The following is a 17,379-nucleotide window of genomic DNA, read 5'->3' as shown; positions in this document are numbered from 1 at the left end:
CGCACCACCTCATTGGCGCTCGTATAATCTTCAATCCGCGGGAGCGCACGGTGCTGGAAGCCGTGCTCCCGGACGCCGCCCCTGAGCACTGACGGCACGGGGTTGAAATGGTGCTGGAACCCGAGGAGATGACCATGACCAGAATCGTGCTCGCGCTGGCGTTCGCCATGGCTTTCATGCCACGGGCCATGGCCGTGACACCCGAAATTCGAACCGATGATGTCGCGCGCTTCTATGCGCTCTACGATGCTGCCGGCGGTCGACCGGACGTGGAGCAGCTGGACCAGTACCTGGCACACGGCAGCCACAGCCTCAAGGAGTTCGCGCGGCTGCGCCGGGTCACCGGTGAGCGCATCGCCGAGCGGATTGCAGCCGATCCGGCGATGTACGAGAACGCGCGGCAATGCCTGGCGGTACTGCCGGCGGTTGAACGACGGCTGACGGCGGCGCTCAAGACCCTGTCCGACCTGTATCCCAGGGCGGAGTACCCGCCGGTGGCGATTGTGGTGGGGCGCGGTCGGCCGGTGGGGATCGCGGACACCGACGGGGCGACCATCGGCTTGGAAGCGCTTTGCGCCGCCGACTTCATGAACCCGGATCCCGAAGACCGCTTCGTCTACGTGATTGTGCACGAGTACGTGCACACCCAGCAGCCGATGGCACGCGAAGTAGACGAGGCCGACGGCACGTCGCCGACACTGCTGCGCATGTCACTGATGGAGGGCGCGGCCGAGTTCGTAACCGAGCTGGTCTCCGGCGGCGTGGGCAATGCGCGCCACGCGGAATGGACTCGTGGACGCGAACTGGAGATCGAAACGGCCTTCGTGGACGACATGCACGGAACCGACCTGACGTCCTGGATGTGGGACTACGAGGCAGGCTCCGATGAACCGTATGATCTCGGCTACTGGGTCGGCTATCGCATCGTCAAGGCGCACTACACGGGCGCCGACGACAAGCGCGCGGCGTTGGCGCGGATCCTGGAGATGGACGATCCGGAAGCGTTCCTTCGCGAAAGCGGTTGGCGCCCGGGCATGTCGTTGCCCTGACAATCCCCTCGTGGAGCCTGCAGCACGGGTTCCACCAGAATCCTGCCATCCCGAACGGCGGCGCTGCATCCTGCTGCTGCCCCGATCGCCCAACGCATTTTGCCCAGGCGGAGCTCGACCGCCGGTTCAAGCCATGACGGGGTTCATTGAAACGAGCGCGTCTATGGCGTCCGCAAGGTCTGGAGGCAGATGCAGCGGGAGCAGTGGGACGTGGCCCGCAGCACCGTGGAGCGGCTGATGCGCAAGTTGAGGATTGCCGGGGTGATTCGCGGCAAGCCGGTACGCACCACGTTCCCGGGCCCGGTGCGGTCGTGCCCGCTGGACCGGGTGAACCGGCAGTTCCATGCCGACCGTCCGGACCAGCTGTGGGTCACCCCCCCCGCACTGTCCGCAGCAGAACGGGATGATCGAGCGGGTCATCCGCAACCTGAAGGAGCAGTATGCGCATCGCCACCGCTTCGAAAGCCAGCAGCACGCCAGCCGCGTGATCGGCGACTGGATCCAGTTCTAAAACCACCGGCGCCCTCACCAGGCGCTGGGCATGGAAACACCCTCTGAGGCGTATGCTTTAGCAGCCTGACCTGTGCAGAAACCGCTGGGTCATTACATACATGCAGCCTCCGAAAGGATCCCACCCCATGACATTCATTCGTCGTTATCGAGAAGCTCACTGGCCGGAAATCCGGCCTCTATCGCACGTCACCTTCGCGGCGAACGAGGCTTATGCCTTCCGTCAGGAAAGCAGAGAAGCTGATTCACATAAAGTCCGGGGCGAGGAGCCGGCTGCCGGGCAGCCCGCCGTCTGCTCTCTCTGGAGGGCGATGCCGTGTGTCTTGGTGGCGTTGCTTCTGGGGACCCTGTCGGCCGGCAGCTTCGCGGGCGAGCCGGGCGCGACCCCGGCCGATGTACGCACCGAAGATGTCACCCGCTTCTTTCGAGTGCTCGACACCGCCAATGGTCGCCCGAGCGCAGACGCGCTGCAGCGCGACTATCTGGACGCAGGGAGCGACGCGTTGAAGGAATTCACCGCGATGCGCATCGGCTCGATGGAGCGTTTGGCAGAGGCTATCGTCAAGAATCCTGCGTTGTACGAACATGCGCGCTCCTGTGCTGCAGCCATGTCGGAGATACGCGAGCGGGTAGTCGACGCGCTGGGCAAGCTTGAGGCGACGCTGCCGATGGCGCGCTTTCCACCGGTCACCATCCTGGTCGGTCGTGGTAACACAGGAGGAGTCACTACCCCGGCTGGGGTGGTGATCGGGCTGGAAACCCTATGTAACGCCGACTGGATGCAAGCTAGCGTGGGCGATCGCTTCGTGCACCTGATCGCACATGAGTTCGTCCACGTGCAGCAGCATGGCGCCGCGGTCGAAATGGCCGAACCGACCCTGCTGTATCAGACGTTACTTGAGGGCGGAGCCGAGTACGTTGGCGAACTGATCTCCGGCCAGGTGGCCAATGCCCACCTGCGGGCATGGACACACGGCCGCGAGTGCGCACTGGAGAGCGAGTTCCTCGCCGACAGTGACGAAACGGACCTTTCTCGATGGCTCTACAACGGCCCCGGTGACGACGATCGTCGCGGCGACCTCGGCTACTGGGTCGGGTATCGGATCGCCCATGCCTACGTAGCCCGCGCCCGGGACAGGGAGAAGGCCATCGCCGAATTGCTTGACGTGCGACCGGAGACGGCTGTGGAACTGTTCGAGGCCAGCGGCTGGCAACCGTCATGCAGTGAGGCGACACTCCACGACGCCGACACCATCCATCAGATCAACCTCGAACAGATGGATTGGAGTTCCCAGAGTTTAGTGGACACGTGACCGGCGGGTTCGATGCGCTGCCTCGAATTCATCAGGACTGACGCCGCCGAGATGGCTTTGACGGCGTGTTGGATTGTAGAAACCGTCGATGTAATCGGATATGTCCAGGATCGCGACTTCGCGGTTGTTGTAGATGCGCTTCTTGATCCGCTCCTTCTTCAATCTTCCGAAGAATGATTCCGCTACCGCGTTGTCCCAGCAGTTTCCTCGTCTGCTCATGCTTGGCTCGAGGTCGTTCGCTTTGCAGTAGCGCCGCCACGCATCACTGCCGTACTGGGCTCCCTGATCCGAGTGGATCAACCTCTTGCGAGGTCGCCTTCGCCTGATAGCCTTATCAACGGCTTCCAGAGCCAGCTCGCGGCGAATTGTCGGCTTGGTGGCACAGCCAACAACTTTGCGAGAGAACAGATCCACGACGACAGCCAAATAGAGCCAGCCTTGCCAGGTCCGAATGTAGGTAATGTCCGTAACCCAGACCTCGTTCGGATGCGACGCTGTGAATTGGCGTTGCAGCAAGTTGGGAATCAATGCCGGCGGTTTGGCCATTGGAATGTGCCGGGTCCGATAACCATGCAATGCTCGCAGGCCATTCTCCCGCATCAGACGTTCTACCCGGTGTTTGCTGCAGGTTTCTCCGAGTTTGGGAACTCCACTTCGGCACTTGAGCCTGACGGCACAGTGTCGCTTCTGAAGGAGCATCGCCGAACGTCAGCCTGCCCGGCGGGGCTCTCGTGCCTATCCCCGATAACGTGCCTTAATCGCTGTTGCCGGTGCAGATCATGCGGGTGGTGGTGCGGGCGAATCGGCGATCGGTTGTCGGGTCCAATCCGGATGCGAAGGAAAGTTTGATGCCGCTTCGATACGGCCAAGCCACGAGCGTATGGCCGCGAACGGCTCAAGATTGACTCCACCCTGCGGCGCCAATGCCACGTAAGGTGCGCACGCCATATCCGCGATTGTCATCCGCCCGGATTCCAGCCATAGCCGTGAACTCAGATGCCTTTCAAGAATTTCCAAGGCCTGATCGGTAGCGTTCGAGGCGACTCTTTTGTCAAGCGGCGCATCGAACTGGACTATACGCCGCAGGGCGTTGGGCCCGTGCTGCAATTCGTTAGCGGCGAAGGACATCCACTGAGCAATAGATCCCCGCTCGGCGGGAGCTACTCCATCCCATTCACCTGGCCGATAGGCGGCTGCCAAGTAGACCAGGATCGCCTGGCTGTCGCGCAATATCACGCCGTCATCGACCAGCACCGGCACCTGGCCAAGTGGATTGAGTTCGGTGAAAGGCGGACGCTTGTGCTCACCATGGCTCGGCATGCTTTCCTCAAACGGCAGGGAGAGGAGACAAAGCGCGATGCGAACCTTAAGCGTGTTTCCAGATCGCGGGAAACCGTACAGCGTGATCATCTATTCATACCCCTCAGTTCCATATCGGTGATTTTTGCAAGCAGCGCGGCGTTCTGACGCTCAAGACTTGCGATGTGTTCGTAAACCGGGGCCAGTCTGGTGATCAATTCCGCCTCTGTGTATCGGGGAGTGATGTGCTGTGGACAGTTCCAGTCGAAGCCTTCCAAGGTGATGATTAGTCCTCGTTCAACTTCGGCGTGGTACTGATCCCGCAAGAGGTCCATCCGATCGGAATCAGTGCGGTCAATCACACGCATCCGCCCAACAATCTTCAATCGGCGTCTCTGCACGTAGTCCACCAGTATCAAGGAGACTCGATCGTCACCGCGGACATTTCCAACCGAAACGTATTGACGATTGCCCCGATAATCCGCCAGCCCTAGCGTTTGTTCGTCCAGGACCTTGATGAATCCTGGCGGCCCTCCCCGGTGCTGCACGTAGGGCCAACCGGTTTCCGAGACGCTGGCCAGGTAAAGACTGTCCCGTGTCGCAATGAACTCGGACTCGCGGAAGCTGAATCTGTCGAGTGCCGGGCTATCGGGCGCGTCGAATCTTTCGTAGGCCTGGCGGGACCCCTGTTCGGACTGAACGCCACGAACCGCCGGCGTAAACATCAGGTCAGCGAAGCGTCGGCTCATCTCGTACCCTCCTTCAACTGTGAATGCCCCGGGCTACTGCGGTTTGGCCAGTCTCGCCCGGATGGGGCGTAACCAGAACTACACCGAGAACCACGAGCGCAATCCCGGCGAACATGGGCGCCGCTACTTGCTCGTCGAACAGGGTCACGCCGAATGCCAGGCCCGCTGCCGCCGCGACGTAACCTATCTGGCTCAGGTAGACGGCACCAGCCGCCTGTTGAAGGTTGAAATAGAGGACATAGAAGAGAGAGGCCGTCGCCAGCAGCGCCAAGGGGCCGCCCCAATGGGTTGGCCAAGCAAGGCTCTGGCCCGGTGCAAGGGCAGCAACGGCCAGCAGCACCAGTCCAGCCGACAAGAGAAGACCAGGGGCGATATCCATGACACTTGCGCCTTGGGGCCAGAAACGCGAACGAATGACGTTGCCGGCCGCCACCGATGCAGGCGCTGCAAGCGAGATCAGTAGCCAAAGCGACTCCGTAGGCGTTGCCAGGTCGAATCGAGTGGACAAGATCACTGTGGCGCCGGTGAATCCGAGCAGCAGGCCGGTCAGACGCCTCGGCGAACTCCGCTCAAGATCAGCGAGCAAGGCGATCAGATACGTCAGTCCCGGCACGAAGGCGTAGAGCATGGCCGCATGCGCTGGGCCCAGCTTCTCCGCCGTTGCGAAAACCAGTGCATTGGGAAAGGCGTAGCTGACCGTGCCCGCACCGCCGAGGAACACTAGTGATCCTGCGTTTGCCGTCCTCCTCTCGCGCGATCGACCCAGTGAAGCCAGCCCTATGACCATGCCAGCCCCCAGTGTCGACACGATCGCTGCCGCCAGAATGGACATCCCTGCCCCAGCCCCGAGACGCGCAAGCAAAACGAGGGCCGCCTGCAGGGTCCCGACGACGATCAACAACAGAACGAAACGATGCATGCCGCTCTCCGCTTGACTCTGCCGCCGGGCGCAACGGCGCCCGGCGGCGTGGATCGTTCATCCCACCTTTCCGGCCAGGAAGTCGCGGATCAGGGTGGCGATCTCCGCTCCATGCGTTTCTAGTGCGAAGTGTCCAGTGTCCAGGAGGTGCACTTCTGCTTCCGGATTGTCGCGCTGGTAAGGCGCGGCGCCGGCGGCGACGAAGATCTCGTCATTGCGGCCCCAAAGCACGAGCGTCGGCGGGCGCCGCTCCCGGAGATAGGCCTGCCACTGCGGATAGAGCGGGAGGTTGGTTCGGTAGTCGTAGAAAATGTCGAGCTGGATGTCGGCATTGCCGGGGCGGTCCATGAAGGCCTGGTCGCTGGTGTAGCCATCCGGGCTCACTTTCGCCGTGTCGTCCACCCCATTGGTGTACTGCCAAGTGGTCGCCTTGATCGACGTCAGCCACCGGATGGCTTCGCGCTCAGGTTGGGCATGGGTGGCCCAGTAGGCCTTGATCGGCTCCCAGAAATCGCCGATGCCTTCGTCGTAGGCATTGCCGTTCTGCACAATGAGGGCGCTGATGCGTTCCGGGTTCTTGGTCGCCAGGCGGAAGCCGACGGGGGCGCCGTAATCAAAAACGTACAGTGCGTACTGCCCGAGGCCCAACGCTTCGGTCAGCTTGCCGACGATCGAGGCAAAATTGTCGAACGTATAAGCGAAGGCCGACCGATCCGGCATTGCGCTGTGGCCGAAGCCGGGGTAGTCGGGCGCGATGACGCGGTAGCGATCGGCAAGGTCCGCAATCAGGTTCCGGTACTGGTGCGACGAGCTCGGGAATCCGTGGAGAAGCAACAGGGCCGGCGCTCCCTCGGGACCGGCGTCCCGAAAGAAGATGTCCTGGCCATCGATCCGCAAGGTGCGGTAGCGGATGCTGGCTCGCGCGCTGGCCGCAAGCGCGGACTCGGCGAGTTTCTGAGAGCGGGCGGGGTTGGTCATTGGGTAGTCTCCGAAGTGGCAGGGCGTGGGGGCCAGGAAGAAAAGGCGTCTGATGCGTTGCGAGGGAACGTCATCGGCATCCCGGCGCGCAGCCCTGATTCGGGCGGCGCCACCGGTGTTCTCCGACGGCCCCATTCTGGTGTCCGCCGTTTCAGTACATAATCCCCTCGATCTGGATTTCATTATTCCCCTGGGTGAAAGAATGGACCGACTCGACGCCCTGGCCGCCTTCAGCGCAATAGCTGAGTTGGGCTCATTCGCAGGTGCCGCAAGACAACTTGGCGTGTCCCCGCAGGCCGTGACGCGCGCCATCGCCGGGCTGGAATCGCGGCTGGGCGTGTTGTTGCTCAGACGTTCCACCCGGGCCGTGCGACTGACCGAAGCGGGCGAGCTTTACCTCCAGCGGTGCCGGCGCGCGTTGGATGAACTGGCGCAGGGAGAACGTCTCCTGCAAGGAGGCGATGTCGAACCCCAAGGCCTCATCTCGGTCACCGCCCCAGTGGTTTTCGGTCGCCTTTACGTTGCCCCGGTGCTGACGATGCTGCTCAAGCAGCACCCCCGCCTCCGCGTCCGACTGTTGCTGATGGACCGCTTCGTAAACCTCGTGGAGGAAGGCATTGACGTGGCGCTGCGGATTGGCGACCTGAGCGACAGCGCGCTTCGGGCGCGCCGCCTAGGGGAAACAAGGCAAGTACTGGTGGCGTCTCCGGACTACCTTCGGCGTCGTGGGTCCCCTGACTCGGTGGGCGAACTCTTGGCCCACGATCTGATCGCGTTCGAAGGTGTCAGCCGTACCACCGAATGGCGTTTTGGGGCCGACGGAAAGCAAGTGCTGACGCCTTCGCCGAGGTTCCGAGTCAACAGCGCTGATGCAGCAATAGACTCCGCGATTGCCGGCCTCGGAATAACACGGGTGCTTTCGTATCAGGCCGTGGCTGCGATCGATGAAGGCAAATTGCGACGTGTACTGCCCGTCAGCGAGCCGCCTTCGATTCCTGTGCAGCTCATTTTCTCAGCTGCACTAGCCGGAAGCGCCAACGTTCAGGCTTTCCTGGACGCGATGTCGCGAACCATGGCTGGTCGGCGAATCTAACTTCCCATTCACTCGTCGCGATTGTCCAAGTTCCGTTTGTCCAAGGTTTTGGCCGTAAGATCCCGCGTATCCACCCCGGAAAGTGTCACGCGCCGGCTTGACGATCGAAGCCCCGGCCGCTGCCTGTCCGGCGGCGTAGTGTTCTAGTGGTTCGAAATGGCGATCCGGTTCCAGAGATTGATCATCGCGATCTCCGCGCCGAGCACCGCGATTTCTTGTTCGGAGAAGTGATCGCCGAGCTCCGTGCGCAGGCCGGAGTTCATGTCCTGGCGAGCCAGCGTCGTGAGGACTTCGGTCCATGCCAACGCCGCCCTTTCAGGCGCACTGAACACCTCGACGCTCCGCCACACGACGAGTTGGTCGAGCCGCTCGTCGGATTCCCCATGGGCGCGTGCCTCGCGCGTGTGCAACTTGACGCAATAGGCGCAGCCATTGATCTGCGATGCCCGCAGGCGGACAAGATGCTTCAGCCGCGGCTCCAGCGTAAGCTTCCCCGATCCGCAGACACCCCATAAGTAGAACTTTCTGGCATGTTCCCCCAGCCAGGAGGTTCCATGAAGAAGTCCCGTTTCACCGAGACCCAGATCGTCGCGATCGGATAGGGCTGGCGGCCGGGACGACCCATCTTCGGATAGTGCGGCTCGATCAGCTTCAGCAGCGCCGACCACGGCACCACCTGCTCCATCTCCGCCAGGAAGATCTCCTTGCGGGTCCGCTTGCGCTTGCCCAGGCCCTCGGCATCACCGAACGTCAGCTGCATCGAACGTCAACCTCGTTGTGGTGCGCTATTGTCGCCCAGCTGGGTCGAGTTGTTCAGACCTTCCTTAAGCGACGGCGCTCTGGATTCTCATCGAGGCAATCGGACCGTCAGCCGATTAGCTACTTGGAAGCTCCCCTGGACCTGGTCGCACGCGGCGAAGCTATTGCTCCCGGGTCATCAGACTGGTTCTACGCGCCGTTTTGGGACCTGGCCAGGCCGACTCTGCCGAGGCTGGAAGACCTGAGAATGGGCCTTCTGCAGCTCAAACAGCGCCTCGGCCTGTGCAATCCCAGCCCCCCAGAACTTGCCCCTTTTCTTGAGCCTGAGGAACAGGCTCGTCTAGCTACGCGGACACTCGAAGAGCAGAAGACTGCATACAGTGAATCTCTCCTCCCACTCACCCTCCAGCCAACGCCCGACACGATCAGCCTCCTGGCTGGCCTGGTCGCCGAAACCTTCACTACAGACCAAGGCGTGCTTCACACGATTCATTGCGACGCATTTGCGCTTGCGATGGAGAAGCTGCTTCAGCTACCACTCCTTCGGGCTGTAGCTCAGGATTTCGAAATGCTCGTCGGCACGCGGATTCTCTTGGGTAATTGGGAGCTGCCAGCTTTCTTTCACGTGCCCTCACTCGACGCGCCGTTCAGGACGCTCAAGGAAATGGAGAAGCTGACTCAGGACAGATTCGGCCTGTCCGAATGGGCCGGGTCCTAGAACTTCGCGGTTCCACCGGCACTTGGCGGCGAATAATGGAAACTCACACTTTCACTGGAGAAGCAGGGAAACTCACAGAATTACTGACGGACGCAATTGCAGGCTGATGTTAGGTTTGTGGTTGATTCCAATGCAAATCAATAGCTTGGGCGGATTACGCTGCTCACCAGATTAGTGATCCGGCCTTTGCCCGCATGATACAACCGGGCTTGGTAAAGCTGTGACTTTTGCAACCCGTTCCGGCCAAGTCACAGTTTTACGGCACAGTTTCGGGAAGTCACAGGTATACCGATACCGAATTGCCTGCTTGCCATTTGTCGCTGACTTGCGGTTACTTGGGCACCGCACTGTTCTCTCCCAGCACAGAGACCGACCCTCCGACCACCCTCCAGCCAAGGTCTGTTACCGCCCAGAAGCGGCAGTACCGGAAGTCGCCCGAGAACGCGGTCCCTTCGAAAGTGCCAGCGAGGTTCGCCGTCACCACGGTTACGGCCGACTGCCCGTGCATGGCTATCGCCACAGATCGCCACTCGGCCCTGGTCAACTTCTGTCGCCCGGAACGGTGAAGTTCCAGGTCGCCCTCTTTGCTGAACACATCACCAGAGGGGCCCACGAATACCAGTTCGTCTGCAAGCAGGGAATCCAGAGCGGCCACATCGCTTGTCAGCATGGCATTGCGCAAGGATTCCTCCAGGCTTCTGATCGTTGACTCCATGGCAATCCCCCGGGAATTAGCAGCAACCTGACGCCGTCGTGCAGCACGAAGCGGCTGCAGTCTGGCCCGATGCCGGGAGAGTGTCGGGACTGCAGGCCTTGCCATCCAGGGCACAGGCTGCCTCGCCCGCAAAGTAGGTCGTGGCCTCGCCCGTGGTGTGGAAAGTCTCCCAGCGCACGCCTTGCGGGTCTTCCGTCCACAGCTTGTCCGACTGCGCGTAGCAGCAGATGGTCGCGTCCTCGGGCACGACGCGCGTGCCCGCCGCATCGAGGCGCCGCACCATGGCGGCCAAACCGTCGGTGCCCTCGACCTGAAAGCCGAGATGATCGATACCGGGGACGCGCCCCGTGGTCGAAATCGCGAAGTTCAGTTGTGGATCGTCGAGCATCCACTTGGCGTAGTCGGGCTTGGCCACCGTGGGCGGGGTGGCGAACAACCCTGAATAGAACTGGATGCTGTTGTCGAGATCGGTGACGTTGAGATGGATATGGAAGCGATTCATTCCTGGGCTCCGGTCTACTTCGGTGTACACGCCCTGCCCGGACCGCATTCCGCTGCGCCAGCGCAACAGTTCTCGGTCAAGTAGGCGATCAGGGAACTCATTTGCTGGTAGTTGGCGCGGACGCGGATCACCCGCCCCTCGCGCTGGTCGCGAATCAGGGTTGCTGCGCGCAGCACGTTGAGATGCGCGGTCAGCGTGGCGGGCGGCAGGTCGAGATGCTCGCGCAGCTCACCGACGGCCATCCCGTCGGGGCCGGCCTTGATCAAAGTACGGAACGCGGCCAGACGTGTCTCATGGCCGAGCGCTCCGAGAGCGGCAAGCGCAACAACGGTCTTCATGATTCGATATTTCCAGAATCATGGAAATATGTCAACCGGCGCCGGTGCCATCGCTTCCAGACGGTTCACCCATGCCGGCATCACCAGTCATCGAACCGGGAGTGATGGAATCTCCGTCTACGCGGGATCGACAAGGAACTGCTGCCGTATCCATGTGGCCACGGCATCGACGGCCGCGCGCGCCTGCCCTTGTCGGGTGAGCAGGTAGTACCCGTGTGCGTCCATCCGGGGCCCGAAGCTTTCCACAAGGGAACCGGACGAAAGCTCCGGCTCTACCAGCAGCGTGCTGAGCAGGCCGATTCCCTGCCCTGCGATCACGGCCTGTATCGCGTGTGTCTCATCGCTGAAATGCAGGAAACGGGTATCGGCGGGTAGCCGCACCCCTGCCTTCTTGCTCCATCGCTCCCATGTGGGGTTCTGCGGCGCTGGCCGCTTCCAGGAAAAGGCGACAAGCGCGGCTTCCCCGATCCCTGCGATGCCGCGGACGCCCAGCAACGGGTGGCATACCGGCGCGAAGGTGTCAGACCACAGGAGTTCCACCTCATGACCGGGGTAGACGCCGCCGCCGTAGCGAATCGCGATGTCCACTTCTCCGTGCGCCACGGAAGCCACACCGTTGGAAGCGGCGAGTTGCAGATCGATCGACGGCTCGGCCTGGCGGAAAAGCGCCAACCGTGGCACCAACCACCTGGCCATGAAGGCGCTCGTGGCGCCGATGGTGACCACCGCTCGATTCCCCCTTCGAAGGGCTGCCGACCGCAACGCTTCTTCAAATGCGTCGAAGCCCTGGCGCAGCACCGGGAGCAGTCCGGTTCCCGCTTCCGTTAGCACGACCCGTCTCACGTGTCGCGTGAACAGTGGCGTCTCGATCAGTGATTCGAGGCCGCGGACCTGGTGGCTGATCGCCGTGGGCGTCACGCCCAGTTCCTCGGCCGCCTTCCGGAAACTGCCCAACCGGGCCGCCGATTCGAAGGCGCGCAATGCCGACAGCGGGAGCCTTCTGCGCGATCCCGATATAGGTGATTCAGATTCACTCATCAGGGGAGAAACCATCGTTTGTCGCGTACTTGAGCGAAACGGCAAAGTAGGTCCGATCCAGAAAGATGAGATCCACTCATCTTCAGACCCGACCTGCAGGAGACTACCATGCGCGCCAAAGTCACCACCCGGCCCGACCCCTATGCCCCCTACCTGCTGTCCCAGGCCATCCGGGTCGACCGGCTGATTTTCGTCAGCGGCCAGGCCGGCTATGACGACTCCGGCCAGATCGTCCCGGGCGACTTCCTGGCCCAGGGCCGCCAGGCCTTCGCGAACCTGCGCCGCGCGCTGGAGGCCGGCGGCTCGGGCCTGGACCGCGTGGTCAAGGTGACGATCTTCGTGACCGACATGGCCGATTTCAGCGACGTCGTTGCCCTCAGGCGCGAGTTTTTCTCGGACCCCTACCCCGCCGACACGATCGCCCAGGTGTCGGCGCTGTACGACCCGGCGGTCAGGATCGAGATCGAGGCCATCGCCGTCGCCGGGGAGGACTGACATGGACCGCGACTTCGCCGGAAGCCGCCGCCGCGCGGCGCTGTTCGAACCGACCCGCATCGGAAGCATGGAGCTCCGCAACCGCCTGGCCGTCGCACCGATGACGCGCGTCAGCGCATCGGCCGAGGGCGTGGCGACCGCGCACATGGGCCGGTACTACGCCGCCTTCGCCGAAGGCGGATTCGCGCTGCTGGTCAGCGAGGGCATCTATACCGATCGCGCGTTCTCGCAGGGCTACCTGTTCCAGCCCGGATTGACCGACGACGCGCAGCAGGTGGCCTGGGCCGGGATCGTCGGGCAGGTCCAGGCACGCGGCGCGAAGATCGTCGCCCAGCTCATGCATGCCGGTGCCCTCTCGCAGGGCAACCGGTTCCGCGACCACGCCCGCGGCCCCTCGCCCGTCAAGCCGAAAGGGCAACAGATGCGGTTCTATCGTGGCCAGGGCGAGTACGCCACGCCCGCGCAGCTGGACGAGGCCGGGATCGACGAGGTCGTGGACGGCTTCGTCGCGGCCGCCGCGCGCGCCGTCGCCGCCGGATTCGACGGCGTCGAGATCCACGGCGCGAACGGCTATCTGATCGACCAGTTCCTCACCCGCTACTCGAACCGGCGCGACGATGCCTATGGCGGCAGCACCGCGAACCGCATCCGGCTGCTGGAACGGATCATGGTGGCGGTCCGTCGGCGTATCGGCGCCGCACCGGTGCTGGGCGTGCGGATTTCGCAGGGCAAGGTCAACGATTTCACCCACCGCTGGGAGGATGGCCTGGAGGATGCACGCGCACTGTTCGAGCACCTGGGCGCGCTTCCGGTCGACTATGTGCACACGACCGAGTTCGAGGCCTGGCAACCCGCCTTCGGCCAGGACGCCAGCCTGGCGGCACTGGCCGCCGAGATGGCCCGCGTCCCCGTCATCGCCAACGGCTCGCTGCATGCACCGGAACGGGCAACCGAGATGGTGGCGTCGCACCATGCAAGCCTCGTGTCGCTCGGCCGCGGTGCCCTCGCCCATGCCGACTGGCCGCGCCGCGTCGCCGAAGGAGGCTCCCTGTCGGAGTTCGACCCCTCGATCCTCTCGCCGATCGCCGACCTGGCCAATGCGGAGAGAACCCTAGCGGCCCGCTTGCCGCGTTGAAGCCGGATCACCGGACGCTTCTTCCCAGAGCCAGCGGCAGAACGCGTCCGTACCCGCGGCGGGCTCGGCCTGGCTCCGGACCAGCCAGAACCGGTATGCATTGTCGGAGCCGTGCGCGAACGGCCTCACGAGGCGGCCCTGGCGAAGATCCTCTTCCACCAGCGGTGCGACACCCAGCGCGATGCCATGTCCTGCGACGGCGGCTTCCTGCGCGAGGTAGATGCTGGCGAAGATGGGCCCGCGCTGCGCGTCCACGTCCCTGGCGCCGACTGCCTCCAGCCAGTCCGGCCATGCCGGCACGCCCGGCCGGCCCGCCGAGCTTTCGTCATGCAGCAGCGTGTGGTGCCGAAGATCGTCGGGGCGTTCGAGCGGGCGCGAAGCATCGGCCAGCAGCGATGGCGCGCAGACGGGAAAAACCTGTGCGTCCATCAGCGGCTCCGCCCGCACGCCCGCATAGCCTCCCGGCCCGTAGCGGATGCCGATGTCGAAGCCTTCGCGCGCGAAGTCGGCATGCGCATCTCCGGTGACGATGTGCACCCGGATGTCGGGCCACGCCTGGTGGAAGCGGTGCAGTCGCGGCGCCAGCCATTTCGCGGCGAACGATTCCATCGTCGTCACCCGCAACTCCGCCGATTCGTGCGACATCGCGCGGTCTATCGCCACGTCCAACTGTCCCAGCAGCTCGCCTACCGTCGCAGCCAGGGCCTGGCCTTCCGGGGTCAGCGCCACCGAACGGTGCTTGCGCTGGAACAGCGTGACGCCCAGGTAGGCTTCGAGGTGCTTGACCTGGTGGCTGACCGCCGCCGGCGTCACGAAGAGCTGCCTGGCCGCGGCGTTGAAGCTGAGATGGCGCGCCGCGGCCTCGAACGTGCGCAGGGCGTTGAGGGGAGCGGGTCGGCGCGGCTTCACGGGCATCCGGGGCGGTCAGGGTCGCGGCATCGTATCGCACAAGTTTTTCTAATGCGACAGCAAGAACAACTCGTTTGTCACCGCGCTTCGCCGTGGCGACGATGCCCTCATTCCAGGCCGAGGCAACCGTCGTGCGAGTAGAAGAACTGTGTTCCGACGTGATGATGTTCGTGGGCGACGCCCTCGAATCGGTGGCCACCGCGTTCATCGATGGCGACCACGCGCTGCTGGTGGATTCGCTTGGCAGCGCGGAGGACGCGGAGGGCCTGCGCCGCGTGCTCTGCGATGAAATGGGCAAGACCGTGCGCATGATCGCGCCCACCCATTTCATGAGCGACCACGTCGCCGGACTGTTGCTGTTCCCCGACGCGCTGGTCATGGCCCATCGGCATTTCCGCCATGCGTTCCTGTCGCAGAACCGGCTGGTCGCGGCGTTCTACCGGGAACCGGATCTCGTCCTCGACAACATGGCCCTGCGCTGGGGGCGGCACCAGCTGCGCTTCCTGTACAACCCCGGCAAGACCATGGACCACTTCAGCGTGGACGTACCGACCGCCGACCTGGTCTGCGTCGGCGACAACATCGTCGGCAACATCGTCTACCTGTCCAGGGCCGACCCCGCGCTGCAGCGCGCCGCCATCGGCCGCATCCGCCAGTTCGGACGGAGCCGGGTCGTCGGCGGGCACATCGGCGCATTCGACGCATCCGTGCTCGACAACGCCCTGCACTACCTGTCGCGGATCCAGGACAGCGTGGTTCGGATCCGCCGGCAGGCGCCTTCCGAGGACGTGGCGGGGCGCATCGCGTCCCTCCGCATCGAGGACTGCCTCGCGCCGCATGTCGTGCCCACCGCGTTCGAGCGCGAGTGGCACGTCAACAACCTCCAGGCCATCGTCGCGCAATCGATCTTTTCGCTGGATGCATCGCTCGCATCACGGGCGGAGGCCGCATGAGCCGCATCACGGAGGAGCATCCGCGCAGCGGAGGACGCCGGCGATTCCTCGCAGGCTGCGCCGGCGCGTCCGCGGCCGCCCTGTTGCCGGTCGGGGTGCTGCGGGCGTTGCCGCCAGGTCCCACGCTGCGCATCCAGCGCCTGGCCTGGGCGGGCATCCGCCTGCAGTTGCCCGGATCGACCCTCTTCATCGATCCACTGGTGAACCCGGAGGCGTGGGGCGATGCGCTCCCGGACCGGCTGGTGCCGGTGGACGATGCCGTGGGCGACACCAGCGTGTTGGTCACCCACGCCCACCCGGACCATTTCGACGGCATGGCGGTCGCTGCCGCGCTGCATCGCGGCGGCGTGCTGGCACATCCGGCGGGCACCCCGCCGCTGTCCCTGCCTGCCAGCGCACGCGCACGCCCCAGCCCACTGTGGGAGCCACAGCTGCTGGGGGATTTCACGGCCACGCCGGTGCCTGCGGCGGACGGTTATGGTGATGCCCAGGCGTCGTGGGTGGTGGCGGCCGGCGGGCGACGCATCTTCCACGGCGGCGACACGCTCTGGCATGGGAACTGGTGGCGCATAGGCCGCCAGTTCGGACCGTTCGACGCCGCCTTCCTGCCGGTCAATGGTGCGCGCTTCGGCTGGCGCCAGCCCGTCAGCGACCAGCCCGGCGTGCTGACGCCGGAACAGGCCGTGGCCGCGGCCATCGTCCTCGGCGCGCGGCTGATCGTACCGATCCACTACGGCGTGTCCGGAATGAAGGAGTACGTCGAAGTCGACGATCCCGTCGGCCAACTGCGCCGCGTCGCACGCCAACGGTCCGTCACGGTGCAGGTACTGGCGCCGGGCGAATGGGTGGACTGGCCGACATGAAGCCGGCACCTGCAACGCCTTGCGGCATTGCCGGGAGGATGGCCGCTTGCGTGGCAGCCATCATGTTGGTTGCATGCGGGCACGCGATGCAGGCTTCGGCCGAGCCTGCGACACGACCCGCGCCCCCTCATGCTCATGATGCGATATTCATCGAGATCGATGACGTCCATCGCTTCTATGCGCTCTACGACGCAATGGAAGGAAGGCCGACGGCCGACCAGCTACAGGAATACATCGACAGCGGATCCTCGGGGCTGCGCACGTTCGCCGACATGCGCAGAACGACGGGCACCCGGATCGCCGAGGCGATTGCGCGTTCGCCCGGGACGTACGTGCGCGCCAAGCGCTGCCTGGAGCCGCTGCCACGCGTGCGCGCACGCGTGACGGATGCGCTCGCCACCCTTGGCAGGCTGTATCCAGACGCGCGCTTCCCGCCAGTGACCATCGCCGTGGGGCGCGGGAAGCCCGTGGGCATCGGCAGCCACGCCACCGGCATCCAGATCGGGCTGGAGGCGCTGTGCGCGACGGAGTACCTCAATCCGGACGTCGAGGACCGGTTCGTGCACGTGATCGTGCACGAGTTCGTGCATGTACAGCAGGCCTGGGAGCTTGCCGAGCTCGAGGACCTGACCGTGCTGGAGACGTCGCTGCTGGAAGGCGTGGCCGAATTCGTGGCCGAGCTGGTGTCGGGGAGCGTCGCATATTCGCACCTGCCGGCACTGGTCGCCGGGCGCGAAGAGGAGATCGAGACCGCCTTCCTCCGCGACAGGTCGATGCGCGACCTGTCCGCCTGGGTGGGCAACGCGCCGGGCGGACAACCGGGCGAGCTTGGCTACTGGGTGGGCTATCGGATCGCGAAGGCCTACTACCACCATGCCGACGACAAGTCACTTGCGCTGCGCGAGATCGTGGAAATGAGGGATGCGGAGGCTTTCCTTGCGAAGAGCGGCTGGCGTCCCGGCATGACGCTCTGATGCTCCATTGCACGTCACAGCCCAACGCGGTGGATCGCCATGACCAACCTCTGGAACCGCATCCAGGTCT

At 64.0% G+C, this 17,379-nt stretch carries 20 protein-coding genes and 3 pseudogenes; 11 read left to right on the top strand and 12 right to left on the bottom strand.

From position 1 onward, the window contains the following. Window positions 1-134: 134 nt before the first annotated feature. From E2170_RS06560 to E2170_RS06545, 4 genes and pseudogenes are all read left to right on the top strand, one after another. The gene (locus E2170_RS06560) at window positions 135-1,049 is read left to right on the top strand and encodes a DUF2268 domain-containing putative Zn-dependent protease (protein WP_243708074.1); all 915 of its coding nucleotides are present in this window, start codon (window positions 135-137) and stop codon (window positions 1,047-1,049) included. A gap of 150 nt (window positions 1,050-1,199) precedes the next feature. Beyond that, window positions 1,200-1,424, top strand: a pseudogene (locus E2170_RS14025) (IS3 family transposase); the annotation flags it as partial. Then, the gene (locus E2170_RS14140) at window positions 1,393-1,560 is read left to right on the top strand and encodes an integrase core domain-containing protein (RefSeq protein ID WP_279432859.1); all 168 of its coding nucleotides are present in this window, start codon (window positions 1,393-1,395) and stop codon (window positions 1,558-1,560) included. The pseudogene E2170_RS14025 and the gene E2170_RS14140, both read left to right, overlap by 32 nt. Window positions 1,561-1,687: 127 nt before the next feature. Continuing rightward, entirely contained in the window at window positions 1,688-2,872 is a 1,185-nt protein-coding gene (locus tag E2170_RS06545) for a DUF2268 domain-containing putative Zn-dependent protease (protein ID WP_243708072.1), read from the top strand. Here E2170_RS06545 and E2170_RS06540 read toward each other — a convergent pair. The 5 genes and pseudogenes from E2170_RS06540 to E2170_RS06520 all read right to left on the bottom strand — a co-directional run. Further along, a pseudogene (locus E2170_RS06540) lies at window positions 2,858-3,514 on the bottom strand (IS3 family transposase); the annotation flags it as partial. The gene E2170_RS06545 and the pseudogene E2170_RS06540 overlap by 15 nt on opposite strands. 135 nt (window positions 3,515-3,649) lie before the next feature. Then, on the bottom strand, window positions 3,650-4,282 hold the full coding sequence (locus E2170_RS06535) for a glutathione S-transferase family protein (RefSeq protein WP_132999764.1): 633 nt from the start codon (window positions 4,280-4,282) through the stop codon (window positions 3,650-3,652). Continuing rightward, on the bottom strand, window positions 4,279-4,920 hold the full coding sequence (locus tag E2170_RS06530) for a pyridoxamine 5'-phosphate oxidase family protein (protein ID WP_132999763.1): 642 nt from the start codon (window positions 4,918-4,920) through the stop codon (window positions 4,279-4,281). The genes E2170_RS06535 and E2170_RS06530 overlap by 4 nt, the downstream gene beginning before the upstream one ends. 13 nt (window positions 4,921-4,933) lie before the next feature. Then, window positions 4,934-5,839, bottom strand: a complete 906-nt coding sequence (locus E2170_RS06525) for a DMT family transporter (protein ID WP_132999762.1) — start codon at window positions 5,837-5,839, stop codon at window positions 4,934-4,936. Window positions 5,840-5,896: 57 nt separating this feature from the next. Then, window positions 5,897-6,817, bottom strand: a complete 921-nt coding sequence (locus E2170_RS06520; protein ID WP_132999761.1) for an alpha/beta fold hydrolase — start codon at window positions 6,815-6,817, stop codon at window positions 5,897-5,899. A gap of 115 nt (window positions 6,818-6,932) precedes the next feature. Between E2170_RS06520 and E2170_RS06515 the strand changes: the two genes are divergently transcribed. Continuing rightward, entirely contained in the window at window positions 6,933-7,910 is a 978-nt protein-coding gene (locus tag E2170_RS06515; protein ID WP_207914928.1) for a LysR family transcriptional regulator, read from the top strand. 143 nt (window positions 7,911-8,053) lie between these two features. Here E2170_RS06515 and E2170_RS14015 read toward each other — a convergent pair whose 3' ends face one another. Further along, window positions 8,054-8,578 (bottom strand): carboxymuconolactone decarboxylase family protein, encoded by a 525-nt coding sequence (locus E2170_RS14015; protein ID WP_243708071.1) that lies wholly within the window; start codon window positions 8,576-8,578, stop codon window positions 8,054-8,056. Next, window positions 8,494-8,670: pseudogene (locus tag E2170_RS06505) on the bottom strand (transposase); the annotation flags it as partial. The pseudogene E2170_RS06505 and the gene E2170_RS14015, both read right to left, overlap by 85 nt. 123 nt (window positions 8,671-8,793) lie before the next feature. Between E2170_RS06505 and E2170_RS06500 the strand changes: the two are divergent. Beyond that, complete coding sequence (locus E2170_RS06500) at window positions 8,794-9,387, top strand: hypothetical protein (protein WP_132999760.1); 594 nt, start codon at window positions 8,794-8,796, stop codon at window positions 9,385-9,387. Window positions 9,388-9,718: 331 nt separating this feature from the next. On the opposite strand, the gene E2170_RS06495 is transcribed toward E2170_RS06500, so the two are convergent. The 4 genes from E2170_RS06495 to E2170_RS06480 form a co-directional block, all read right to left on the bottom strand. Next, window positions 9,719-10,102, bottom strand: a complete 384-nt coding sequence (locus E2170_RS06495) for a nuclear transport factor 2 family protein (RefSeq protein ID WP_132999759.1) — start codon at window positions 10,100-10,102, stop codon at window positions 9,719-9,721. A 16-nt stretch (window positions 10,103-10,118) separates the two neighbouring features. Further along, window positions 10,119-10,604 carry an ArsI/CadI family heavy metal resistance metalloenzyme gene (locus tag E2170_RS06490; RefSeq protein WP_132999758.1) on the bottom strand — a complete coding sequence of 162 codons (486 nt, stop codon included), beginning with the start codon at window positions 10,602-10,604 and terminating at the stop codon, window positions 10,119-10,121. Window positions 10,605-10,618: 14 nt separating this feature from the next. Further along, the gene (locus E2170_RS06485) at window positions 10,619-10,942 is read right to left on the bottom strand and encodes an ArsR/SmtB family transcription factor (RefSeq protein WP_132999757.1); all 324 of its coding nucleotides are present in this window, start codon (window positions 10,940-10,942) and stop codon (window positions 10,619-10,621) included. A 117-nt stretch (window positions 10,943-11,059) separates the two neighbouring features. After that, a complete protein-coding gene (locus tag E2170_RS06480; protein ID WP_132999756.1) occupies window positions 11,060-11,980 on the bottom strand; it encodes a LysR substrate-binding domain-containing protein in 921 nt (306 codons plus the stop codon). A gap of 108 nt (window positions 11,981-12,088) precedes the next feature. Between E2170_RS06480 and E2170_RS06475 the strand changes: the two genes are divergently transcribed. Together E2170_RS06475 and E2170_RS06470 are read left to right on the top strand one after the other, a co-directional pair. Beyond that, window positions 12,089-12,475 carry a RidA family protein gene (locus E2170_RS06475; RefSeq protein WP_132999755.1) on the top strand — a complete coding sequence of 129 codons (387 nt, stop codon included), beginning with the start codon at window positions 12,089-12,091 and terminating at the stop codon, window positions 12,473-12,475. Between the two features lies 1 nt (window position 12,476). Further along, entirely contained in the window at window positions 12,477-13,610 is a 1,134-nt protein-coding gene (locus E2170_RS06470) for an NADH:flavin oxidoreductase (protein ID WP_132999754.1), read from the top strand. Here the strand turns inward: E2170_RS06470 and gcvA are convergent. After that, complete coding sequence (gene gcvA, locus E2170_RS06465) at window positions 13,587-14,519, bottom strand: transcriptional regulator GcvA (RefSeq protein WP_165942181.1); 933 nt, start codon at window positions 14,517-14,519, stop codon at window positions 13,587-13,589. The two genes, E2170_RS06470 and gcvA, sit on opposite strands and share 24 nt — an antisense overlap. 131 nt (window positions 14,520-14,650) lie before the next feature. On the opposite strand from gcvA, the gene E2170_RS06460 reads away from it, so the two are divergent. Genes E2170_RS06460 through E2170_RS06450 form a run of 3 tightly spaced genes read left to right on the top strand, consistent with a single transcriptional unit; the run spans window position 14,651 to window position 17,309 of the window. Next, entirely contained in the window at window positions 14,651-15,472 is an 822-nt protein-coding gene (locus E2170_RS06460; protein WP_165942180.1) for an MBL fold metallo-hydrolase, read from the top strand. Next, on the top strand, window positions 15,469-16,335 hold the full coding sequence (locus E2170_RS06455; protein ID WP_132999751.1) for an MBL fold metallo-hydrolase: 867 nt from the start codon (window positions 15,469-15,471) through the stop codon (window positions 16,333-16,335). Before E2170_RS06460 ends, E2170_RS06455 begins: the two co-directional genes overlap by 4 nt. A gap of 50 nt (window positions 16,336-16,385) precedes the next feature. Continuing rightward, window positions 16,386-17,309 carry a DUF2268 domain-containing putative Zn-dependent protease gene (locus tag E2170_RS06450; protein WP_165942179.1) on the top strand — a complete coding sequence of 308 codons (924 nt, stop codon included), beginning with the start codon at window positions 16,386-16,388 and terminating at the stop codon, window positions 17,307-17,309. Window positions 17,310-17,379: the final 70 nt, after the last annotated feature.

It is taken from the genome of Luteimonas arsenica (assembly GCF_004352825.1).
In the GTDB taxonomy this organism is placed as follows: domain Bacteria; phylum Pseudomonadota; class Gammaproteobacteria; order Xanthomonadales; family Xanthomonadaceae; genus Luteimonas; species Luteimonas arsenica.
The sequence above is the reverse complement of the archived record's forward strand: the minus strand, read 5'-3'. Positions and strand labels throughout refer to the sequence as shown.